Below are 24,065 nucleotides of genomic sequence, written 5' to 3' on the forward strand. Positions count from 1 at the left end.
TGTTGATGTTCGTTAAAAAGTATTTTACTCATAATGTTTTCTCCCGTTCAAAGTTTGTAAATTTTAGTATAACGGGGTTTTGAAAAAGAAAAAACCCTGAATAGCTACACTTTTTATAAAGTGTCTACTATTCGGGGTTCAGTTCAAAACTTTATTGCAGTTTCTTTTTTTAAATACGAATCCGTTTTTTCTATATCGAAACTAAAAATACGGTCTTCTGTAATTGCAGGAACGATAGCTCTTATTTCCTGCCACTTGCTCTGTAAAGCAGGAGATAGGAGGCTATTTCCTCTATATTCTACTCCCTGCACAGCACAGATTGCCTCAATTGCGATGACTCTCCGGCTATTTTGAATGATTAGATAGGCATGTCTTGCTCCGATTGTTCCCATGCTGACATGATCTTCCTGATTAGCGGAAGACGGAATAGAGTCAACAGAGGCAGGGTGGGCCAAGGTTTTATTTTCGGAAACTAGACTTGCTGCTACGTATTGTAGAATCATAGCACCAGATTGTAATCCAGGTTCTGGGCTTAAAAAAGGTGGTAATCCTTCATTTAAATGCGGATTTACTAAACGTTCAATTCGTCGCTCAGATACATTTGCCAGTTCAGCCATTGCAACCTTTAAGAAATCCATGGCAAATGCAATTGGTTGCCCGTGGAAGTTCCCTCCAGAAACAATCACTTCTCCATCTTCAACGATTAACGGGTTATCCGTAGCTGCATTCATCTCAATTTCCAGTTTTTCCTTCACATAAGCAAGAACCTGCCAGGTAGCTCCATGAATTTGAGGGATACATCTAATAGAATAAGCATCTTGAACACGTTTTTCCCCTTGTTTAGTTACTAATTGACTGCCTTCAAGCCATTGGAGCATTCTTTTCGCAACTCCCATTTGCTCAGGATAGCCTCGTGCTTCATGAATAGCTGGATGAAAAGCATCTATAATGCCATACAAAGCTTCCATTGTCATAGCGGCAATCCATTCACTTTGATAGGCAAGTGTTTCAGATTCTAACCAATTAACAACGCCTTGAGCAGTCATTGCTTGGGTTCCGTTTATCAATGCCAGACCTTCTTTAGCTTTTAACACAATTGGTTTTAAATTATGTTTCTCCCAAACAAGTTGGGATGCAATTTGTTTGTCGCCATTCCAAACAAATCCTTCTCCTATCAAAACTAATGCAAGGTGGGAGAGAGGGGCTAAGTCACCGGAAGCTCCAAGAGATCCCTGCTGCGGAATTACCGGGTGAATACGATGGTTCACCATGTAAGTCAGCCGGTCCAATACTTCTAATCGAATACCAGAGAAACCTTTCAGTAATGCATTTAATCGAAGTACGACCATTGCACGTGATACTATTTCATCGAATGGTTCTCCAATCCCACATGCATGGGAACGTACAAGATGTAGTTGCAGGGCGTGAACATCAGACTCATTTATACTTACATCACTGAATTTTCCAAAGCCAGTGTTTATGCCATATACGGTACGACCATCCCTCACAATCTGTTCAACGACCTTGCGACTTTTCATCACATTTTCTATTGCACTATCATCTATTGTTATTTTTTCATTCTGGTATAAAATTCTTTGCATCTGTTCCAGAGTAAGGCCATTTCCTTTTAAGTTTATCAAGATTAATCACGATCCTTCTAAGTTTCATTGTTAACCGATCACCTTTACTCCTTTTTTCCACACGCTGTTCACATGATTTACCCCAAATAAATACTGTAATTGCTGGTAATTTGGAACGTTCCAGAGCACAATATCCGCTTGCTTGCCGATTTCTAAAGAGCCTACTTTATCCTCCATTTGGATAGCACAAGCTGCATTGTATGTTGCAGCACATAAGCTCTCGGCAGGGGTAAGCCTCATCAAAATACAGGCTAGGTTCATCACAAGTGGCATGGAAGTTGTAGGAGAGGAGCCAGGGTTACAATCCGTTGAAATCGCAACTGGAACACCAGCATCAATCATGGCTCGGCCCCTCGCGGCAGTCTCACGTAAATACAAAGCTGTTGCGGGCAATAAACATGCGATAACTCCTTGCTTAGCCATTGCAGCAATACCAATATCGGATGCTTTCAATAAATGCTCTGCGGAAATTGCGCTAACTTCTGCGGCAAGCTCCGCGCCACCATAAGATTCAATTTCATCTGCATGAATCTTAGGGATTAGCCCAAGAGTTTTCCCGGCCTCTAAAATTCGTTTTGATTGATCCGGGGTAAAGACGCCTACTTCGCAGAAGACATCATTAAACTTAGCTAGCTTTTCATATGCTACTTTAGGAAGCATCTCGTTCACGATTAAGTCGACATACTGATCTTCCTTTCCTTTAAATTCAGCAGGAACAGCATGTGCTCCCATAAAGGTTGGAACAATATCTATTGGGTGTTCAGCTTGTAATCGTTGCATAACGCGAAGTTGCTTTAACTCTGTTTCCATATTTAAACCATATCCACTTTTTCCTTCTATAGTAGTTACACCGTGGGCTAAAAAGGAGTCTAGTCTTTTTTTTGTTTGGACAAAAATCTCTTCCGCTGTTTCTTCTCGAGTCATATGACTAGTCGCATGGATACCTCCACCCGCATTCATAATGTCCATATACGTTGCACCTTCTAGACGCATCTCAAATTCCCGCTCCCGACTTCCTCCGTATGCTACATGCGTATGCGGATCAACAAGTCCAGGTGTAACGAGTTTTCCATCAGCATTTATGATTTCTGCTTCATCTATTCGATTGGCATACTTTAATTGAAGCTCTTCAGTTGTACCAATAGCTTGAATTACTTCATTTTCCAACCATATACTTCCGTCTTCAATAATAGAAAGCTCACTCATGGCTTCTTTCGTTCGTGGACCTTTATGTTCACTAGCCAAGGTAACTAACTGAGATGCATGTTTGATCCAAATTGCTTTACTCATAAGTTTTAGTCCTCCTTTTTCATCATTGGAATATGGACGCCTTTAGCACGAGCTGTTTTTTCTGCAAGCTCATAACCAGCGTCGAAATGACGAACAATCCCCATACCTGGATCTGAAGTGAGAACTCGTTCTAATCTTGCTTCTGCTTCTTTTGTACCATCAGCAACTATGACCATACCCGCATGAATGGAATATCCCATTCCAACTCCGCCTCCATGATGTACGGAAACCCATGTTGCTCCACCAACTGCATTTATCATGGCATTTAAAATGGGCCAGTCTGCCACTGCATCTGAACCGTCTTTCATTGCTTCCGTTTCACGATTTGGGGAGGCAACAGAGCCAGAATCTAGATGATCTCGCCCAATTACAATCGGTGCACTTAATTCACCAGAAGCGACCATATCGTTAATGATTTTCCCAAAGCGTGCTCGTTCGCCATAACCTAACCAACAGATTCGAGAAGGTAACCCTTGGAATTGAATTTTTTCACGAGCCATTTTAATCCAGTTACAGAGATGGGTGTTATTACTAAACTCACGTAATATTACTTCATCCGTTTTATAGATGTCTTCAGGATCTCCGGATAACGCAACCCATCTGAAAGGGCCTTTGCCTTCACAAAACTGGGGTCGGATATAAGCTGGGACAAATCCTGGGAAGTCAAATGCTCTGCCGAAGCCTTCATCTTTCGCTACTTGACGAATGTTATTGCCGTAATCGAATGTTATAACCCCTTTATCCATAAACTCGACCATTGCCCTTACATGCGTAGTCATAGAAGCTTTCGAGCGTTTTATATATTCGCTAGGGTTATCCTTGCGTAAGGTTCTTGCATCCTCTAGGGATGTTCGAGAAGGGATATAGCCGTTTAATGGATCATGCGCGGAAGTTTGATCGGTCAATACATCTGGTGTAAAGCCACGAGCAATCATTTCAGGTAAAATATCAGATGCATTTCCAACCAACCCTATAGAGAGAGGTTTCCCGGATGTTTTTGCTTCTTCTGCAAGTTTAATAGCCTCGTCTAATGTATGCGCTTTCAAATCTGTGTAGCGTGTTTCGATGCGTCTATCTATTCTCGTTTCATCTACTTCTATAGCAAGACAGACTCCACCATTCATCGTAACGGCTAACGGTTGCGCCGCTCCCATACCACCTAACCCAGCAGTAAGTGTAATTGTATTTTTTAATGTCCCATTGAAATGCTGTTTGGCAAGTTCCGCAAATGTTTCATAGGTGCCTTGCACAATTCCTTGTGAGCCAATGTAGATCCAACTACCGGCAGTCATTTGTCCATACATCATTAATCCCTTTTTATCGAGTTCATGAAAATGCTCCCATGTTGCATAGGCTGGCACTAAGTTTGAGTTAGCTATTAATACACGTGGTGCATCAATATGAGATTTAAATACAGCCACTGGTTTTCCGGATTGGACCAGCAATGTTTCATCATTTTCAAGTTCCTTTAAGGTGCGAACTATTGCGTCAAAAGCTTCCCAGTTCCGAGCTGCTTTTCCGATGCCACCGTAAACAACTAAATCATCCGGATGCTCTGCTACCTCTGCATCTAAATTGTTCATAAGCATGCGAAGTGCTGCTTCTTGTAGCCAACCTTTCGTATTCAACTTGGTTCCTCTATAACGAATAACCTTATCGTTTGCTTTCCCCATTCAAATACCCCCTCAATTCCTACCTCTATTCTATCTAAATATTTGAACTATTTAAGAGTTTTAGTGAAAAAAGTAAAAATTTCTCCTCTGCTAACTAAGTACTTTATTAGCATGGTAGTGTACTGTGTGAGTGAAAATGAAACTCTTTCTAATATTGATCGTCTGATTATTCAGATATATAAAGGGGGAATTATTTTGAAGAAAGCGTGGTTAATGTTAGTAATCATAAGCCTTTTCATGTTATTAGCAGCCTGTAGTGGAGAAGAAGAGTCAGCTAAGATGAGTACAGAGGACAGAGCATCTGATTCGGCGGAATTTGAAGTTAAAGAAGAAAAAAGTGTAGAAGCAGACGTAGATCAGGAGGCTGCTGCAGAGGATATGGAAGCACCGAACACTCGCATGATTATTCATCAGGCAAGAATTAGCACGAATGTAAAGGATTTAAAGAAGGCTCAGCATAATATGGAGCAAAAGGTAAAGCACTATGGAGGCTATATTGTAGAGTCCAATGTGTATTTAGAATCTGATGAAAATAGTACGGGCAATATGACTTTACGTATTCCGGAGAAGCATTTTGAAGCATTTTTGTCCGATGCAGAAGCAGAGGCTTCCAAAGTTTTAGAGAAAAATGTAACTGGACAGGATGTAACTGAGCAGTTTGTAGACCTAAGCTCTCGAGTTAAATCGAAACGTGCTGTAGAAGAACGTTTACTAGCATTTATGAAGGATGCTCAAAAAACAGAGGACCTACTGAAAATTTCTGCTGACCTGGCAAAGATCCAAGAAGAAATAGAAGTACTAGTAGGTAAAATAAATTATTTAGAAAATCAAACATCCTTTTCCACAATCGAACTAACTATGTATGAAAATCGAGTCATTATTCCAGAAATAGAAAACAAAGACTTGAATACATGGGAAAAAACGAAAAAGCAATTTATAACAAGTACAAATTCATTGTTATCAATAGGCTCAGGAATAATCGTGTTTATAGTAGGTAACTTACCAGTGTTAATACTTTTAGCAATTATTGCAATAGTAGGTTTTTGGATTATTAAGAAAAGGAAAATAAAAGAATAATAATTTTAGTGTCTATTCTAATGGGGAACATATCGTAAAACAATTAATAATGCATCTCTTGATTTTAAAAGAGATGCTTTATTCGTGTAAAGAAAAAGGTATCATAATTTCTATAACTTCATACTATGTATAAATAACTCCCATGAATGGAGGGAAACATGGACATTTTAAACAGGGTAAGAAATTATCGAGAAGAAGAGAACCAGCTCAAGTGGGAAGGTACGTTTAAAGAATTTTTAGCGATTGTGAAGGAACGTCCAGAGGTTGCCCAAACGGCGCATGCACGAGTTTATAGCATGATTAAAAATGCAGGTATAACGGAACTAGATAACAAAAAAGAATTCAATTTTTTTGGAAATGAAATTTTTGGAGTAGAAGAATCACTAGAGCGATTAGTAGAAGAATATTTTCATCCCGCTGCCAGAAGGTTAGATGTAAGGAAAAGAATTCTATTGTTAATGGGTCCAGTAAGTGGAGGAAAGTCTACAATTGTAACACTTCTAAAACGAGGATTCGAACAATATTCTCGTACAGATGAAGGTGCGGTGTACGCTATAAAAGGCTGCCCAATGCATGAGGATCCTTTGCATTTAATCCCGCAGCATTTACGAAAAGACTTTTTTGATGAATATGGAATACGGATTGAAGGTAGTTTGTCACCTTTAAACTCCATGAGGCTCGAGAGTGAGTACGGTGGGCGTGTAGAAGATGTCCTGGTAGAGCGGATTTTCTTCTCTGAGGACAAACGAGTAGGAATTGGTACGTTCACTCCTTCCGACCCTAAATCTCAAGATATCGCTGACTTGACAGGATCTATAGACTTTTCTACAATCGCTGAATATGGCTCAGAATCAGATCCTCGCGCATACCGCTTTGACGGAGAATTGAATAAGGCAAATCGCGGCATGATGGAATTTCAAGAAATGCTAAAATTGGATGAAAAATTTCTTTGGCATTTATTATCCTTAACGCAGGAAGGAAATTTTAAGGCAGGACGTTTTGCATTAATCAGTGCAGATGAATTAATCGTGGCGCATACCAATGAAACGGAGTACCGATCATTTATAGCCAATAAAAAGAATGAAGCGTTGCATTCAAGAATTATTGTCATGCCAATCCCTTATAACCTTAAAGTAAGCCAAGAAGAACGAATATATGAAAAAATGATTAGGGAAAGTGATATGACACATGTTCATATTGCTCCACATGCATTAAGAGCAGCTGCAATTTTTTCTATACTAACGAGACTTGAGATTCCGAAAAAAACAGGGATAGATATAGTAAAGAAAATGCGTCTCTATGATGGAGAAAATGTGGAAGGATTTAACGACATTGATGTAGAGGAATTGAAGAAAGAATCCCAAAACGAAGGGATGAACGGTATTGATCCACGGTACGTGATCAACCGTATTTCCTCTGCCATAATTCGTAAAGAAATTCCATCGATTAATGCTCTAGATGTGTTGCGTTCTTTAAAAGAGGGGCTTGATCAGCACGCCTCCATCTCAACTGAAGACAAAGAAAAATACATGAATTATATAGCAATTGCCCGAAAAGAATACGATGAAATTGCGAAAAAAGAAGTACAAAAAGCATTTGTATATTCATATGAAGAGTCCGCAATTACACTGATGAATAACTATTTGGATAATGTCGAGGCCTTCTGCAATAAAAACAAAATGAGAGATCCATTAACTGGTGAAGAGATGAACCCAGATGAGAAGCTGATGCGCTCCATTGAGGAACAAATCGGCATTTCTGAAAACGCAAAAAAAGCATTCCGAGAAGAAATTCTCATTCGATTATCGGCATATGCAAGAAAAGGAAAACGGTTTGAATATAATTCCCATGAGCGTTTACGTGAAGCCATACAAAAGAAATTGTTTGCTGATTTAAAGGATGTCGTGAAAATTACAACATCCTCGAAAACACCAGATGAAGCACATTTGAAGAAAGTTAATGAAGTAGTGGCAAGATTAATAGACGAACATGGCTACAACTCCAATTCAGCCAATGAGCTATTGAAATATGTTGGTAGTTTACTTAATAGGTAGACGTAAAAAGAATGGACGAATAATATAGCTAAAAGATTGACCCTGTTTCTATCGTTTTTGAAGGACTTTGGATAGACGTTTTGCTATATTATTACCGAGTGAATTTTTAGGGATGCTGGTTGGTTGTGACGTCCGTCACAACCAACCAACATCCCTTTTTTCGGTAATTTTATGGCATTTGTCTATCCTTCACCCTCCTAAAACTCTTAGAAACAGGTTAGTGCGTTTTTGGAAAACTAGAGAAAAGTGCCTATCCTATTAAAAAAAGCTCTCGAAGATACAATTTCGTTCGCTTCTTCGCTTCTTTATTTAGTAAACACTTATTATTTCTCTTTATTTCCACTAAATTTAAAAAACTACTTTCTTCATTATAGAATAGCATCCCAAATTTAACAGATGGTTTTATCCTTATGTTAACTCCGACTACTCTTATTATCCAAGCGATAGGCTATGCTAAATCTTATAGGCCAGTACTACTCACTTTATTGATTGAAGTGAAGGGTGGCGACTTCGGCGGGATGAGTGAGACAGATGAGATATCACAGCGACGCACTAGCGACGGTGATAGCTCATCGCTCACCCCGCGGAGGCCAACAGGATGTTGGTCACGAAGGCATTACCACACGACGTGGTGCACTTAGCCTTTGTACCCCACCTGAAACGTAAATCAGCAGTATTACTAAAATTATCCTATTCTATTAAGATATCGGAACCGATTTTCGAAGTTTGGATGTTTTTTTATTACATCATCATCAACCTCTACATTTTTCGTTTTCATCTGCAATAACAATGACAAACGGGCATATGATAAAAAATAGGTAGGTGTTGAGAAAAATGGAGGATAAAGAAGCAAAACAATTTGTCGTTTCTCAGGAAAACTGGTCTTTGCATCGAAAAGGACACCAAGACCAACAACGACATATGGGGAAAGTGAGAGAAGCGATTCAAAACAACTTGCCCGATTTGATCAGTGAAGAAAATATAATTATGTCTAATGGACGAGAAGTCATTAAAATCCCAATTCGCTCACTAGACGAATATAAAATTCGGTATAACTACGATTCATCCAAGCATGTGGGGCAAGGCGATGGAGATAGCCAAGTAGGAGATGTTATTGCAAAAGGCTCAGGAGATGAACAGGGAAAAGCAGGGCAAGGAAAACAGGCAGGTGATCAGGCAGGTCAAGACTATTATGAAGCAGAGATTTCTATTGCTGAAATCGAGCAGGAGCTTTTCAGCCATATGGAGTTGCCTAATCTAGAAGAAAAGGAACAGGCAGAAATAACAACGGAACATATTACATTTAACGATATACGGAAAAAAGGTCTAATGGGTAATATTGATAAAAAGCGCACGATTATGACTGCTATGAAGCGAAATGCCATGAAAGGCAAGGCAGAAATAATGCCTATTCACCAAGATGACCTGCGTTTTAAAACATGGGATGAAGTTGTAAAACCAGAATCGAAGGCAGTTGTTCTAGCAATGATGGATACAAGTGGATCAATGGGGAACTTCGAAAAGTATTGTGCTAGAAGTTTTTTCTTCTGGATGACAAGGTTTTTACGCTCCCAATATGAAACGGTGGAAATTGAATTTATTGCCCATCACACAGAAGCGAAAGTTGTAACAGAGGAAGCATTTTTTTCAAAAGGGGAAAGTGGAGGTACAATTTGTTCCTCGGCATACACGAAAGCACTAGAGCTCATTCAGGAGAAATATAGTCCTTCTCGGTATAATATCTATCCTGTCCATTTTTCCGATGGAGAGAATATGACTAGTGATAATATGAGATGTATTCAACTAGTGAACGAACTCATGAATGTGTCCAGTATTTTTGGCTACGGCGAAGTAAATGCACATAGTAGATATTCCACCTTAATGAACACCTATAAAAAAATTGAAAATCCTAAGTTTAGGCACTATGTATTGAAACAAAACCAAGATGTTTACGAAGCGCTGAAGAGTATATTTCAAAAGGGAGCTAAGTAATGGAGAGAAAACTACAACATGCCATTGCCGAAATTACCGAAATTGCCACAGCATTCGGCCTCGACACTTATCCTATGAGGTATGAAATTTGCCCCGCAGATATCATTTATACATTCGGTGCATATGGCATGCCCACTCGTTTTGCCCATTGGAGTTTTGGTAAACAATTTCATAAGATGAAAATGCAATATGATTTTGGGCTCAGTCAAATTTATGAGTTAGTCATTAATTCAGATCCTTGCTACGCCTTTTTATTGGACACAAATAGCCTCATCCAAAATAAGCTTATCATTGCGCATGTACTCGCTCACTGTGACTTTTTTAAACATAATGTTCGTTTCTCTAATACACGAAGAGATATGGTAGAAAGTATGACTGCAACGGCTGAACGAATTGCAGCCTATGAGATGTTATATGGAAAAGAAGAGGTTGAGAAATATTTAGATGCGGTATTGGCTATCCAAGAGCACATCGATCCATCCATTATGAGACCTAAATTACCGGTTTATGAGGATGAGGAGGAAGAAGAAGTCGTACGAAAAACAGATTATGATGATTTATGGAATTTGGATCATCGAGAAAATAAAACAAGGCTGGTGCTTCCTTATCGAAAAAAATTCCCACCGAGACCAGAAAAAGACCTACTCCTATTTATAGAGGAATACAGCAGCGAGTTGGAGGAGTGGCAGCGGGATATTTTAACAATGATGCGCGAGGAGATGCTGTACTTTTGGCCGCAATTAGAAACAAAGATAATGAACGAAGGTTGGGCTTCCTATTGGCACCAACGTATATTAAGAGAAATGGATTTAACGAGTGATGAAACAATTGAATTTGCCAAGCTAAATGCCAATGTAGTGCAACCTTCCAAAACAGGCATCAATCCCTATTATTTAGGTGTTAAAATTTTTGAGGATATAGAAAAGAGATATGATAACCCTACAAGTGAAATGAAAGATTTAGGAATTGAAGCTAATTCGGGTAGGGAGAAAATGTTTGAAGTAAGAGAAATAGAATCAGATATATCTTTTATCCGAAATTACTTAACGAAGGACTTAGTGAAACAGGAAGATTTGTATTTATTTGAAAAAAAGAATGGCAATTATGAAATTACAGATAAGGATTATGAAAATGTCCGTGATCAACTGGTGTCGATGAGAGTGAATGGAAGCTTTCCATATATCTTAGTAGAAAATGGGGACTATATGAGACTTGGAGAGCTATATTTGCATCATGGGTATGAAGGGACGGAACTAGATCCTCATTATTTGGAAAATGTTCTGCCATATATCCATCAATTATGGGGGCGGACAATTCATATGGAAACGGTCGTAGATGGAAAACAAGTTTTATATACATTTGATGGGAAAAAAGTTACAAAAATGAATATGTAAGATAAAAAAACGAGATTCTATGGACATAGAATCTCGTTTTTTATAAGACAAGAAATTATAGTAATTAAAGCTAAAAGACTTTGCGCAGAAGCACCAAGATACAAGTGTGCGGTGACCTATTCAGTCATCTACATCTAACACATTGAACAGCAAGTGTCTGTCCAATGAAATTTAAGTGTTTTACCACTTTACAATCAAGATATTGTAGAATGTACCACAAGTTGTAATTGATTTTAAATTAAAAATAAAAGATGCAGATGCAGTTCTTTGGGTAACACCTGAATATAATGCAACAATTCCTGGAGTATTAGCAAATGCTATTTACTGGTTATCAAGAGTAGATAAAGTAATTATTGGCAAACCATCATGGATTATGGATGCTTCAATCGGTATGTTAGGAACTGTAAAAGCTCAAGCTCATTTAAGAAAGAAAAAAGCCCTTTTTTTATTAAACTAAAGAGCCGCAGTTTAGTTTAATAAGCTATTACCTGAATTTATGTATTAATCTTTAGAAGTATATGCAGTTCCCCGGGAAAGTGAAGAGCATAAGTGGAAAATAAAAGTGATCACTTGGTACTTTAAAAATCTTAAGGATTCTTAAGTATTTTTCCTACTGTTTCTTTAGGTTTGAAATGTACTCTAAAGCCGTAGAAAATTCAAATCTATGGAGTGGTAGTGTACATGAAAGTTTTCAGTTTTATTTTTCAATATTTATTAAATCCAAGGAAAATTGGTGCAGTCTTGCCAAGTTCAAAGTATCTTGCAGAAAAAATGGTAGATAGTATTGAATTCCATAATGCAAAATACATCGTAGAATTGGGTCCAGGTACAGGAGTCTTTACAGATAAGATTATTAAAAGCAGAATTCAACATACGGTTGTTATGTTGATTGAGAGTAATAAAGAATTTTGTGGGTTATTAGAAGAAAGGTATAAGAACGAAAGGAATCTGATTATTATTCATGGTTCTGCTGAGGAAATCGACAAGTATACAAAGAACTTTAATATCCCATATTTAGATTATGTAGTTTCTGGTCTTCCTTTTACGAGTTTGCCAAAAAGTGTCTCAAGCGCTATTTTAATCAAAACCAAAAAGCTATTAAGGAAAAATGGGATTTTTATTACTTTCCAATATACGCTATTTAAGAAAGGCTTTATTAGTCACTATTTTAAGCATATTAATATAACGAGTGAGTATAGAAATATGCCCCCAGCGTATGTATTCCGTTGTAGTAATTAACATGTGTATATAGGGAAATCTTGCAGAGGGGTGAATAGATTTGAATGGCAAGGTTTTAATTGTTGATGATGATTTAGAAATCAGAAATCTAATTTCTATCTATTTAGAAAATGAAGGACTAGCGACGCACTAGAAGCATTGGAATTATTGGAATTACATAATTTTGATTTAATTATTTTGGATATAATGATGCCTAAAATGGATGGAATCGAGGCATGTATGAAAATTAGGGAAGAACGTAATATGCCTATCATTATGCTATCAGCTAAATCCGAGGATATCGATAAAATTCAAGGTTTAGCCTCTGGTGCAGATGATTATCTTAGCAAACCGTTTAACCCGTTAGAACTAATAGCGAGGGTCAAATCTCAACTAAGAAGGTATAAAAAATATAATATTGAAACAGAAAGTAATAAGAGTGTTATTAAAATTGGTAATTTAACGATAAATACAGATACTCGCCAAGTATGGATTAACAGTAGCGAAGTAAGGCTTACACCAAAAGAATTTGATATCCTTGAACTTCTCGCACGAAATAAGGGCATTGTACTAAGCGTTGATAAAATATATGAAGCTGTTTGGAAGGAGAATTACTTTAAATCTGATAACACTGTAATGGTTCACATTACAAAAATCAGATTCAAAATTGAAGATGATCCGAAAAATCTTATTTACATCAAAACCATTTGGGGAGTGGGGTATAAAATATGAGGAGTAAAAAGCTAAGCGTTCAACTCCTTACAGCAATAGCAATTAGCTTTATGATCTCAGTCCCAATTGTAAGTAGTCTTTTACTATATGTCATGTATTATTTTGTTAAAAAAACTAATTATTATGACGTGACTATATTTAATTTAGTTTGGTTAACTGCTGTTATCTTAACTTTTATTATAAGTCTTTTAGTAATGATACATAGAAAAATAAAATACCTTCAACAAGTTACAGAGAGTGTTCAAACCATTGCAAACGGAAAACTGGGTCATACTATTGAAATAAATGGTAATGATGAGTTAAGTCAACTAGCTAAGAATATCAACTATATGTCAAAAGAGTTGGAAAGTAAGTTCGAACATGAGAGGAAAATAGAAAGTGTAAAAAATGAATTCATTACAAATATTTCTCATGATTTGCGTACACCCTTAACTTCTATCATTGGATATGTAGATTTGTTGAGAAAAAATGAATATAGAGATGACGAACAATTATATGATTATCTGGAAACCATTTATTCTAAATCACAAAATTTCAGCAAACTTATTAATGAACTATTTGAATACACCAAACTAACGAGTCCGGATCTAAAATTTAACTTTACTGAAGTTGAATTAGGAGGATTATTAGAACAAATAATAGGAGAGTACTCGCCAATATTAGAAAAAGAAGGACTGGATATACAAAAATCAATAACGGAAGAAGATATACATGTATCGATGGATATTGAAAACATGGTGCGTGTCTATGATAATCTTCTAATGAATGTAATAAAATACAGCATGAAACATTCTATACTAAAAGTAGAGCTTCATATAGTTGGCATAAAAGCTATTTTGACTATATCCAATCAAGTAGAGAACTTACCAGTACAAGACGTTAATAAATTATTTGACCGCTTTTATCGAGGGGATATGGCAAGAAAGCAAGATGGAGGGTCTGGTATTGGACTTGCCATATCTAAAAGGATTATAGAGCTTCATGGTGGAACAATTGAGGCTAATTATAGAGAAGGTTGGTTAACCTTTACAATTGAATATATCATTAAAAAATAATTTCTTATGGAAAACGGCAAATGCATATTGGTGATAGTTATTTAGTAGAAGACACGAATAAAGAAGTAATTAAAAAATTTCTTGAGCTTCAGTTCACTGGTCCAGATGAGGCATTTATGGAGCTACTATGGAATCCTAAATATACGACTGTTGTGAATAATAAAGAAGTGGACGAAGAGTTGGAAAAGTATGTAACGGAGGCATACGGACCTTACTTTATAGATTCTTATCTCAGCCCGTTCCTAAATACATATGGGATGTCGTATCAAGTTATTGCTGACAAATCGGTATATAAGTTTAGCTTTAAGCGGCGATGATCCTATTATCAATACTTCGGACCTGCCTATAAAGTAATTGGCGATTCATTTTGAATGTGTTTGTAAAAATCAAAAAAACTCCTATAGAGGAGTTTTTTTGATAAGCAATGTGAGTACGTGAATGGCTACTGTGGATTTAAAAACGCCCCCCGGCAGCGAAGCCCTTTGGAGAGATACGTTCAATTTCTTCGAAATCCGCTGGGGTAAGTTGAACCTGCAGAGCGCCAAGATTCTCCTTCACTCGGTCTATTCGCCTAGTGCCAGGGATTGGTACAATGAAGTCTCCTTGGGCAAGTAGCCACGCCAATGCAAGTTGAGCAGATGTACACAATTTTTTGGAAGCCATCTCTTCAATCAGTGCTGCGACTTCCACATTTTTAATGAAATTATCTCCTTGGAACCGTTCATAATTTCTCCTATAATCATCCTTTGGCAAATCATCGAACTTTTTAACTTGTCCTGTCAGGAATCCCCGTCCCAGCGGGCTATAAGGTACAAAACCAATTCCCAATTCTTTGAGAAGCGGAAGTACCTCATCTTCGACTTCTCTACTCCATAAAGAATACTCCGTTTCCACTGCAGTAATGGGGTGAATGGCGTGTGCACGACGGATGATATCAGCAGGTGCTTCGGATAGACCGACAAAACGAATTTTCCCCTCTTTGACCAAATCGGCCAACGTTTCAATGGTTTCTTCAATAGGGGTATTCGGATCGTAGCGGTGTTGATAATAGAGGTCAATGTAATCCAATCCGAGATTGTATAAGCTAGCATCTACGGATTTTTTGATATACGCCCGATCACCTTTGGGTCCCTGGGTATGCGTTACCCCAAATTTAGTGGCAATCACCGCTTTATCCCGTCTAGATTTAAGAGCTCTCCCTACCAACTTCTCGTTTTCTCCAAACCGTTGCTGCACAAAATCACCATAAATATCCGCAGTGTCAAACATAGTGACGCCGATATCCAGCGCCTCATGAATCACGCGAACCGATTCCTCGTTATTCGGCAGCATCATCGTTCCAAGACCTAATGCTGAAACCTCTAATCCTTCACGTCCAAGCTTCCTTTTTTGTATAGCTTCCGACCTCATCCATTCTTCCTCCTAGAAATAATATTGATGGAACTCATTTTTGGGTTTCCAGTTGCCCAACCTCTTATTTTGATTTGCCCGAAGTTGGCATTGAAGCGGCAGTCTTAGATGAAGCAGGACGCGTCATTCGCTCGGTCATGACAGCAGTAAACTTTCGTGTGAGAAAGCGAGCGCTTTGAGCCAGCCAATAATTGGAGGTTCCATCTATGATATAGCTTCGTCCTTTCTCGATCCCTCGGAAGCCAGCATTCACAACTGACTCGGGAGTGCCATTAATTCCTCCAGGCATTTCCGTTGTGCCAATCACATCGAAAAATTCAGTCTTGGTCGTTCCCGGGCATAATGCAAGGATGCGCACCCCAAGCTGGCGGTTTTCTGCAAAGATTGACTCAGTGAACGAAAGAACAAACGCTTTGGTAGCTGCATAAGTAGCCATATATGGGATTGACTGAAAGGAGCCAAGGGAAGCTACATTTACAATAATTCCATCCTTCTGCTGCTGCATGTAGGGCAAAAATTGATGGGTCATATCCACGAGCGAAGCTACATTCAAGTTAATCATTTCCTGTTCCCGCTCACTTGAAATCTCCTCGAAACGACCATGGGTACCGAAACCTGCATTATTGATTAAAATGCTCACCTTTAGGTCAAGCTCTACAATTTGTTCAGCCAACAGACGAGTTGCGCCTGTTTTGGATAAATCGGCCGACAGGGCATAAGCCCTAATGCCGTATGTGGCTGATAATTCCTTCGCCAGCCTCTCTAATTTTTCCTTCGAACGAGCTACCACAATCACATGGCAGCCTTTAGCAGCCAGTTTCGTAGCATATTCCTTGCCAATCCCTGCTGAAGCACCGGTAACCAGTGCCACCTTACCTTTGTAATCGACCATTGTTAGAGCCTCCTGGATATAAAATTTGATTTTTCAAGTTACTTATCTCCTTCTTTAGAATATTTATTCCACTTCACTATAGATATTGAAAATAAAAAAGTCAATTAAATCGGAAAAAATATTCTATTATGATGTATATTTTATATTAAATAACTATTTTATAACATATAAACACAATTTATTAGAATTTTTATTCCCTAAATTGACAAACTATCACTCAAGTTGTAATATTGATTAGAAAAAACATTCCATAGTGAGGTGCGAAATGAGTAAACGTGAAGACATTTTGGTTGCAACCCTTGATTTAATTACCGAAGAGGGCTTGCAGTCCGTTACCTTTTCAAAAATCTTTAAGAGGGCAAATGTGGGTTCTAGCACCTTTTATAATTATTATAAAAGCAAAGAGGAACTAGTTAGTGAGCTCTTTATGAATGCTCGTACTCATATGGGAGAAGCAGTTATGACTGGGAATGATTCTAGTCAGACTGTCTATGAAAGAATAAAAGGTATTCTAAAAAGCACGGCCGATTATGCGCTCAACTATCCCAAGGAACTTTCATTTATAGAGAACTATTGCGAGTCACCATATATCTCCGAAGAATTGAGGAATAGGTTAGATCCATCGGCCATTGAAATTTTCTCAATCATTGAACAGGGGCAAAAACAGGGCATTATCCGGGAAATGGATATCATTTTATGTTGCCAACTCGTCACTGGAATGATCAACTCTGTAATAAAAGGATATTTGGCAGGAAAATATTCTCTTGATGAAAATCAGATTCAGCAAACAATCGAAGCTTGTTGGAAAGCAATTAAGGTTTAGTGAAAGAGCTTGTGCCAATCAATATTAGGAGAGATTTCCACCACAAGTGCCTGGAAAGTGTTCCTCAATGGTAGACTTCTAAGTATTAGCAAGAAATAATTTTCAATAGGGTAGAATTGGTTACACAATTCATAATCAGTGCTGGAGAAAAGGGTAAGGAAAAGAAGAGGTAACGTGTGCACTAAATAAGCTTTTAAGGACTTGGTATGCCAACGCTAAATTAAACAACTTTTTTAAGGGAAGCGAGTTTGTACTTTACCGGACTTGGGTACTTTTTGTGTATTATTCTACTTGCCCTTAATTTAATTGTCCAACTATGTGTAGACTATCTACCAGTCATTGGGAACTTCTTTATCAACAGGAGTTTGATAGGATAGAGCATTTTGAAGAAGAATTAGAAGACTATATTCACTATTACAATCAAAAACGCATAAAGGCCAAATTAAAAAACCTAAGTCCGGTAGAGTACCGAACTCAGGTCCTTAAAGCAGCCTAAAATATTTGTCTAGCTTTATTGGGTCAGTTCAACTCTCAAATGAAGAAGAACTAGTAGTTTATGCTTGTTGGATAATTATATGAAAAGATTTTTAAACTATTGTTTTCTGTTTAAATAAGACTTAGTTTATTAAACTAAAGAACCACCATTTTTTAAGTATTTATCGATACCCTCTGCGGCGCGGTAAGATAATGCACCAACCGTACCAGTTGGATTATATCCAGAGTTATGAGGGAATGCACTAGCGCCAGGAACAAATACATTTTCAAAGTCCCACATTTGTAAGTAACTGTTCAATGCACTTGTTTCAGGGTTATCACCCATAATAACTCCACCAGTGTTGTGGGTAGATTGATATGGAACGATGTCATATGTGCCTCTCTCTGAATATGTTACGAGGTCAGTTGCTCCCATTTCTTTCATGATTTTAGAAGTTTGTCCGCCCATAAATTCATTCATTTTTCTATCTTGTTCTTCCCAATCAAATGTGATGCGAAGAAGTGGGTTTCCGAATTGGTCTTTATAGGTAGGATCTAAATCTAAAAAGTGATGAGCGTAAGGCATTGAACCGCCCTGTGCATAGATATATAAATTCCGATTTGCGTATTTTAGAGACTCTGCTTTAAACTCTTTACCCCATGAAGGAGTACCTGGTCTCACAGAGTTATTAGCAATAGGTCTGTTACCTGTTAGAGACATTGCAATATTTGCCCCATGGATGAAGTTTAAAGAGGTGTGGTCAAAGTTATCCCCATTAAAGTCGTCTATACAAGCACCTAACGCACCTGTACCCGCAAATAAATTAAACTCTTTATCGTCAAAGAAACCTGCAGTATTACCACCCTCATTTTGATAAGCGTAGTTTTTCCCGATTACTCCAGTACGAGTTTTAGGATCATACGGTTTACCCATTTTAGAAGTTAAAAGTAAGCGTGTGTTATTTAACACGTAACTTGTAATTGCTACAACATCAGCAGGTTGAATAAACTCTTCGCCAGTTTGTGTGTCTATATAACGAACGCCAGTTGCTTTATTTCCTTCGTGTAAAATTTCTACTACATTCGAATGTGTACGAACTTCTAAATTTCCGGTTTGTCTAGCAACAGGAATAACGGTAACAACAGGATCTGCTTTTGCACCATATTCACAACCGAATTTCTCGCAGAATCCACAATACTGGCAAGCAGCACGGCTAATACCATCTGGATTGGTGTAACTTTCAGATAGGTTAGCGGATGGAATCATGATTGGATTTAACCCTAAATTTTTGGATGATTCTATGAACATTTTTGCTGGAAGTGGAGCTAACATTGGTTTGGTTGGATACGGATTAGAACGGGGACCACCTAGTGGGTTTTCTTCTCCAGAGATACCTGCCATCATTTCAAATTTATCAAAGTATGGTTCTAATTCATCATAAGTAATACCCCAGTCTTGAATAGTCATATTTTGGGGGATTTTATTTTTTCCATATCTTTCTTCTGTTAATGTTTTAATTTGAAAATCGTATGGTAAAAAGCGGAATGTCATACCGTTCCAGTGACTTCCAGATCCCCCTAAACCATCACCTAAAAGAAATGATCCGTATTGGCGCATTGGAAGTGCTCTCATTTTTTCATTATTTCTAAAAGTAATTGTTTCTTTTGATAAATCTTGCATCATTTCAAAACGTTGTGCATAGCGAAGTTCATCATGCCCCATTAGGAAATCTTCTGTTTTTCTTTCTTTCCCTCTTTCAAGTCCAACCACCTTGTACCCTTTTTTGGTAAGTTCAGCAGCTAAAATACCACCTGTCCAACCTACTCCAACTAAAACAACGTCTGTTTTTTGTAAAGTTTTTACCATTTATTTTCACTCCTAATTAGTTGCATTTGTTATTAATCGCTTCTTAATGGTTATGTTGAGAATTTAATGCCATAGGCTCTAATTTTACGAATTCCTCTTTTTCAATGATGTCAACATAGCTCATTTGATGTCCTGGGAAGTTTTTCATCTTCCAACCTTCCATATCTTTATTCCCACCATACAATGGGTCCGCATAAACACCTTCAATTGTTGTAGAACGGAATAGATTGAAGAAATAAGTAGAAGTCATTCCTTTTAACTCAACTTTTCCTTCTGAAAAGTCTGTTAAAATTGCAATTTGTTCATCTTCTGAAAGCTCTGTGAAGGACTTTTCATATGTCTTTAAACTATGATTTTCGAAAGCGTTTAAACCAATTTCAAAAATTTGTTGTCTATTTAAGCTACTTTGAAAGCCTTGAGTAGATTCGGCAGGGAAAAAAGGACCGGTAGTGTATTCTTTTGCTCCTGTGCCCCATCCACTTGCTAATTGGTGGTCGATATAATAAGCGACTAACAGTTCTTTAGCTCCAGGACCGTTATCGTCAGCAGGGAAAATTCTTTCGGCTGCGGCCTCCGTAATTCGATATTGATTCGGTGTAAAGTACATTAGCGCTACATTGGCATTTGATGCAGTTGCTTCCGAATGAACATGTGTTTCAGTAGTAGAGTCCTTTCCTAAAAGGCTTCCTAGCGCACCACCTAGAACAATTCCACCAACTGTTAATCCTGAATTTTTAATAAACGTGCGTCTAGAAGAACGCTTATCTAGGATAGGCTCTTTTTTTTCTTGTTCCGACATAATAAACCTCCTGAATAAAGTGATAGAATACTTAGATATTTAATTTAGCTAGGTAAATAATGGGTAAAATGTAAATGGTAATTAGTGAACAATTGAATGCCAGTTATATACTATAGAAAATAAAGCAGTACTAACTAGTAAAGTAGCGATAAAGTATATATGTTTTTTTCCAGTCCAACAAAGAACGATAATAGCTAAACCAATACCAGATCCTAATAAAGCAAACCAAGGAAATACACTATTATAGAAAAAAAGACATAGTGCAAAATCGGCTACAGTAAATAGAGCAAGAAATACTTGATTCAAAATTTTCAATTCTTCTAAATTATATTGAGTCACATCAAATCTCCTTCTCTATGCAAATAATCACTTTTTTTAATATATAAAAATATAACAGAACCAATTCTACTCCAAAAAAATAAAATGTCTACACTTAAGTTTTTCACCTTTCGTTGAAAAATCGGTATACAATCCCTAAATTCAATACGGAGGTGTTTTTTCTATGGGGACAAGAGTCAGTTATCTAGTAGAAGTAAAAATGAATGCTAATGAAATGCGATTAGCTAAAGTACCGTCAATTGCTTGCAAAGAAAGGTGTTTTATTCCTGTCTCAAAAAGTATAGTCAATGCCTTTTTAGGAGACTATGATTACTCCATTATAAAGGCTAAATCTTCCTTAAATTGTTGGAGTGCTCCAACAGCCTTTGCAAGAAATAATGTTTGTGTTATTTAAAAAAATGAATTTATTTTTAAATGCCTATCTAAGAAGAGGAATATACTCCGATAATATAAAAGGAATAAGTTGTAATGTATTAAAGTTGGGGGTATATAAATGGATTCCGTAATAGAGAAGAATCTGGAAGAAGTATAAACGGAAAAAGTTTCTAGAAGGCTAATCCAAATCGAAAAAAACTAATGACAATAAAACAGTATTCAAAAACTGTAAACAAGGTAAATTATAAACTTTGTACATTTATATGAACCAAGCAGATAGTTATCAATTTCTCTTCGATCTAATGCGATTAAATTACTAGAGTGGGCAATGCGGTAAAAAAATGTAAAAGATGGATTCCAGAGCTAAAGTTATTATTATGTGTTAGCGGTTGGGCAAAAAAATGTGGTTTAGGAGACTATATGAGCTGGTTATATTGATTTGTTATATAAACTTTTTTACAAGAATTGAGTAGAGGAAGTGGTACACAAAGTCTTATATACTAGCTCTAGTATGCACGATAGGAAGGAATATAAAAAAGATGAAAAAAGATAATGAAACGAAATTTAACATGTTTTCTTGGATAAGAAATAGTATTTCAACAAAAGTAGCTTTTGCTCTTTTTTTAGCTATTATAATTGTATTTTCAATTACAGGTTTTCTGATTAACTCTTATACGAAAACTATATTAGTTCAAAGTGTAGAAGAAAACGTTTCTACGAAAAGTGACGCAATTGCTGCTCAAGTTAATAACATGTTTGCAGAAAAAGGAACAATTGTAAGGCAAATTGCCACAAATCAGGAGATAATAAAATACTTGAATACAGCTGAATCAAGGGATGAAGCAACGACAAATTCGTATTATGACGGGGTTTTAAAATCACTTGATGAGATTGTTAAAATGGATGATACTATTGCAATGGCTTGGATTGCCAGCGATAAGTCTAACTTTCTTGTTGGAAGTAATAATATAGTGTCGGATCCAACCTTCGATATAAAAAGCCGACCTTGGTATGAACATGCCTCAGTGGAAGATGACATATATTTTACTGAGCCATATATGGATGAAGTTTTTGGGAAAATGATTTTAAGTGCTATGAAACCAATTAAAGAAGGTGGAAATACGGTTGGTATCGTTGCAATAGACATATTTTTAGACGAATTACCGCAATTAATGCAATCTTATAAGATGGGAACTGACGGATATTCATTTTTACTCTCCAACGATGGATCCATATTATATCATCCAAACAGTGAGTTAATATTGGAACAAAAACTTCAATCACTTTCTGGTGAGATAGGAAATGTGGGTCAGAAAATGGTTGAGGGTGAAAAGGGGCTCAGATTAACGCAAGTAAATGATCGCTTAGAATATATCGGATATTCACCAGTTTCAACAACTAATTGGTCAGTAGGAACATCTATAACACAAAAGGAAGCATTAAGTAGTCTTAACACTTTTACATTCATGATGAGTTTATATTTTGGTATTGCTTGTCTCATCCTTATTGTTTTAGTGTTCTTCCTGTTAAAACATATGTTAAGAGAAATTCCTCAAGTAACCAAAGTAATGGAGCAATTAGCTTTAGGTAATTTAAGTCAGGAAGAATTAAAATCAACGTCTAAAGATGAAATAGGTAAATTAGTAACATCTACAAATCAATTAAATCAGAACTTGCGAGATATAGTAAGTCAAATCAATATAGTTTCTGAATCAGTAAGTAGTCAAAGTGAAGAATTGACTCAATCTGCAAATGAAGTAAAAACGGGATCAGAACAAGTAGCATCTACTATGCAGGAATTAGCAGCTGGTTCTGAAACTCAAGCAAACAGTGCGAGTGATTTATCATCTGGTATGAATAGTTTTGCAGATAAAGTTCAAGAAGCAAATGAAAATGGTTACCGCATAGAAGCAAATTCCAAAGTAGTATTAAACATGACTAAAGATGGATCTGAGTTAATGAAAAATTCAATCATTCAGATGGAAAAAGTTGATAGTATTGTGCGGGATTCAGTAAATAAGGTTCACGGGTTAGACAAGCAATCACAAGAAATTTCAAATTTAGTAACTGTTATTAAGGACGTTTCTAACCAAACTAATCTTCTAGCATTAAATGCTGCAATTGAAGCTGCAAGAGCTGGAGAGCATGGAAAAGGATTTGCAGTAGTAGCAGATGAGGTAAGAAAACTTGCTGAACAAGTATCTGATTCTGTAACGAATATAACTGATATAGTAGGTAACATTCAAAAAGAAGCGGGTCTTGTATCGGAATCATTACAAGGTGGATATAAGGAAGTTGAACAAGGAAAAGCGCAAATCGTTTCAACTGGCGAGACTTTCCGTAAAATTAGTGACGCTGTAACAGAAATGGTTGATAGTATTACAACCATTGCTGAAAATTTAGTTGAAATTACAGCAAATGCACAGCAGATGAATGGAGCAATTCAAGAAATTGCGTCTGTTTCCGAAGAATCAGCAGCTGGTGTTGAACAAACATCTGCATCTTCTCAACAAATAAGTAGCATTATGGAAGAAGTAGCTGGGAGTTCGGTTCAACTAGCCGGATTGGCTGAAGAACTAAATGAATTAGTAAAACATTTTAAGTTATAAATAATTAGGCTTAAAGGTAGTTTAATAACATCAACTCAATCTTTATTCCAAAAAGCCCTTTTTGTTCAACTTTGTTCAAAATAGGACCCATCTAGGGTACTTTAGTAAAAAACTGACATCCAAATAAAATGAGCTTGGAGATATGATATGCTCCCAGCTCATTTTTTTAATCAACCTTTACCTTTAACATAGTCTTTTATTTTGGCTCTACAATAAATGTTGGGGTCTACAAAAAATTTAGTGCATAAAAAAATGCACGACATCTTCCAAATCTTTTATACTTGAATTGTCGAGAAACAAGTAGAGATTGGAGATGTGTGCAATTGAATTTTAACATGTTTTTACCAGGATT

Annotated in this window: 19 protein-coding genes and 3 pseudogenes; 14 read left to right on the forward strand and 8 right to left on the reverse strand. The window is 37.0% G+C overall.

Annotated features, from left to right (window positions below):
- Positions 1-143: 143 nt before the first annotated feature.
- From hutH to hutU, 3 genes are read right to left on the reverse strand one after another with little or no spacing between them, the layout of a single operon-like run.
- Positions 144-1,643 (reverse strand): histidine ammonia-lyase, encoded by a 1,500-nt coding sequence (gene hutH, locus LDK52_RS18400; RefSeq protein WP_277587399.1) that lies wholly within the window; start codon positions 1,641-1,643, stop codon positions 144-146.
- 27 nt (positions 1,644-1,670) lie between these two features.
- Entirely contained in the window at positions 1,671-2,930 is a 1,260-nt protein-coding gene (hutI, locus tag LDK52_RS18405) for an imidazolonepropionase (RefSeq protein ID WP_277587382.1), read from the reverse strand.
- Positions 2,931-2,935: 5 nt separating this feature from the next.
- Positions 2,936-4,603, reverse strand: a complete 1,668-nt coding sequence (hutU, locus tag LDK52_RS18410; protein WP_277587383.1) for a urocanate hydratase — start codon at positions 4,601-4,603, stop codon at positions 2,936-2,938.
- Between the two features lie 195 nt (positions 4,604-4,798).
- Between hutU and LDK52_RS18415 the strand changes: the two genes are divergently transcribed.
- The 10 genes and pseudogenes from LDK52_RS18415 (at position 4,799) to LDK52_RS18460 (ending at position 14,442) form a co-directional block, all read left to right on the forward strand.
- The gene (locus LDK52_RS18415) at positions 4,799-5,680 is read left to right on the forward strand and encodes a DUF4349 domain-containing protein (RefSeq protein ID WP_277587384.1); all 882 of its coding nucleotides are present in this window, start codon (positions 4,799-4,801) and stop codon (positions 5,678-5,680) included.
- A gap of 158 nt (positions 5,681-5,838) precedes the next feature.
- On the forward strand, positions 5,839-7,734 hold the full coding sequence (locus LDK52_RS18420) for a PrkA family serine protein kinase (RefSeq protein WP_277587385.1): 1,896 nt from the start codon (positions 5,839-5,841) through the stop codon (positions 7,732-7,734).
- Between the two features lie 531 nt (positions 7,735-8,265).
- A complete protein-coding gene (locus LDK52_RS18425; protein ID WP_277587386.1) occupies positions 8,266-8,400 on the forward strand; it encodes a hypothetical protein in 135 nt (44 codons plus the stop codon).
- A 168-nt stretch (positions 8,401-8,568) separates the two neighbouring features.
- Positions 8,569-9,726: a sporulation protein YhbH gene (yhbH, locus tag LDK52_RS18430; protein WP_277587387.1), complete on the forward strand. Its 1,158-nt coding sequence runs from the start codon at positions 8,569-8,571 to the stop codon at positions 9,724-9,726.
- On the forward strand, positions 9,726-11,120 hold the full coding sequence (locus LDK52_RS18435; RefSeq protein ID WP_277587388.1) for a SpoVR family protein: 1,395 nt from the start codon (positions 9,726-9,728) through the stop codon (positions 11,118-11,120). Before yhbH ends, LDK52_RS18435 begins: the two co-directional genes overlap by 1 nt.
- A gap of 168 nt (positions 11,121-11,288) precedes the next feature.
- Positions 11,289-11,547 (forward strand): annotated as a pseudogene (locus LDK52_RS18440) (NADPH-dependent FMN reductase); the annotation flags it as partial.
- Between the two features lie 254 nt (positions 11,548-11,801).
- Positions 11,802-12,359 carry a class I SAM-dependent methyltransferase gene (locus LDK52_RS18445; protein WP_277587389.1) on the forward strand — a complete coding sequence of 186 codons (558 nt, stop codon included), beginning with the start codon at positions 11,802-11,804 and terminating at the stop codon, positions 12,357-12,359.
- Between the two features lie 40 nt (positions 12,360-12,399).
- A pseudogene (locus LDK52_RS18450) lies at positions 12,400-13,070 on the forward strand (response regulator transcription factor).
- Positions 13,067-14,125, forward strand: coding sequence for a HAMP domain-containing sensor histidine kinase (locus tag LDK52_RS18455; RefSeq protein ID WP_277587390.1), 1,059 nt, complete (start codon positions 13,067-13,069; stop codon positions 14,123-14,125). Before LDK52_RS18450 ends, LDK52_RS18455 begins: the two are co-directional and overlap by 4 nt.
- Positions 14,126-14,145: 20 nt before the next feature.
- Complete coding sequence (locus LDK52_RS18460; protein WP_277587391.1) at positions 14,146-14,442, forward strand: hypothetical protein; 297 nt, start codon at positions 14,146-14,148, stop codon at positions 14,440-14,442.
- Between the two features lie 136 nt (positions 14,443-14,578).
- Here LDK52_RS18460 and LDK52_RS18465 read toward each other — a convergent pair whose 3' ends face one another.
- Positions 14,579-15,520: an aldo/keto reductase gene (locus LDK52_RS18465; RefSeq protein WP_277587400.1), complete on the reverse strand. Its 942-nt coding sequence runs from the start codon at positions 15,518-15,520 to the stop codon at positions 14,579-14,581.
- A 79-nt stretch (positions 15,521-15,599) separates the two neighbouring features.
- The gene (locus LDK52_RS18470; protein WP_277587392.1) at positions 15,600-16,427 is read right to left on the reverse strand and encodes an SDR family NAD(P)-dependent oxidoreductase; all 828 of its coding nucleotides are present in this window, start codon (positions 16,425-16,427) and stop codon (positions 15,600-15,602) included.
- 265 nt (positions 16,428-16,692) lie between these two features.
- Here LDK52_RS18470 and LDK52_RS18475 point away from each other — a divergent pair, with 265 nt between their 5' ends.
- Together LDK52_RS18475 and LDK52_RS18480 are read left to right on the forward strand one after the other, a co-directional pair.
- A complete protein-coding gene (locus tag LDK52_RS18475; protein ID WP_277587393.1) occupies positions 16,693-17,250 on the forward strand; it encodes a TetR/AcrR family transcriptional regulator in 558 nt (185 codons plus the stop codon).
- 343 nt (positions 17,251-17,593) lie between these two features.
- Positions 17,594-17,746, forward strand: a pseudogene (locus tag LDK52_RS18480) (IS3 family transposase); the annotation flags it as partial.
- A gap of 129 nt (positions 17,747-17,875) precedes the next feature.
- Here the strand turns inward: LDK52_RS18480 and LDK52_RS18485 are convergent.
- From LDK52_RS18485 to LDK52_RS18495, 3 genes are all read right to left on the reverse strand, one after another.
- Entirely contained in the window at positions 17,876-19,591 is a 1,716-nt protein-coding gene (locus LDK52_RS18485; protein ID WP_277587394.1) for a GMC family oxidoreductase, read from the reverse strand.
- 43 nt (positions 19,592-19,634) lie between these two features.
- Positions 19,635-20,390: a gluconate 2-dehydrogenase subunit 3 family protein gene (locus LDK52_RS18490; RefSeq protein WP_277587395.1), complete on the reverse strand. Its 756-nt coding sequence runs from the start codon at positions 20,388-20,390 to the stop codon at positions 19,635-19,637.
- An 81-nt stretch (positions 20,391-20,471) separates the two neighbouring features.
- On the reverse strand, positions 20,472-20,729 hold the full coding sequence (locus tag LDK52_RS18495) for a hypothetical protein (protein ID WP_277587396.1): 258 nt from the start codon (positions 20,727-20,729) through the stop codon (positions 20,472-20,474).
- Between the two features lie 163 nt (positions 20,730-20,892).
- On the opposite strand from LDK52_RS18495, the gene LDK52_RS18500 reads away from it, so the two are divergent.
- Together LDK52_RS18500 and LDK52_RS18505 are read left to right on the forward strand one after the other, a co-directional pair.
- Entirely contained in the window at positions 20,893-21,123 is a 231-nt protein-coding gene (locus LDK52_RS18500) for a hypothetical protein (protein ID WP_277587397.1), read from the forward strand.
- A 520-nt stretch (positions 21,124-21,643) separates the two neighbouring features.
- Positions 21,644-23,713: a methyl-accepting chemotaxis protein gene (locus LDK52_RS18505; protein ID WP_277587398.1), complete on the forward strand. Its 2,070-nt coding sequence runs from the start codon at positions 21,644-21,646 to the stop codon at positions 23,711-23,713.
- The last annotated feature ends 352 nt before the right edge of the window (positions 23,714-24,065 follow it).

It is taken from the genome of Psychrobacillus antarcticus, assembly GCF_029533155.1.
Classification (GTDB): domain Bacteria; phylum Bacillota; class Bacilli; order Bacillales_A; family Planococcaceae; genus Psychrobacillus; species Psychrobacillus antarcticus.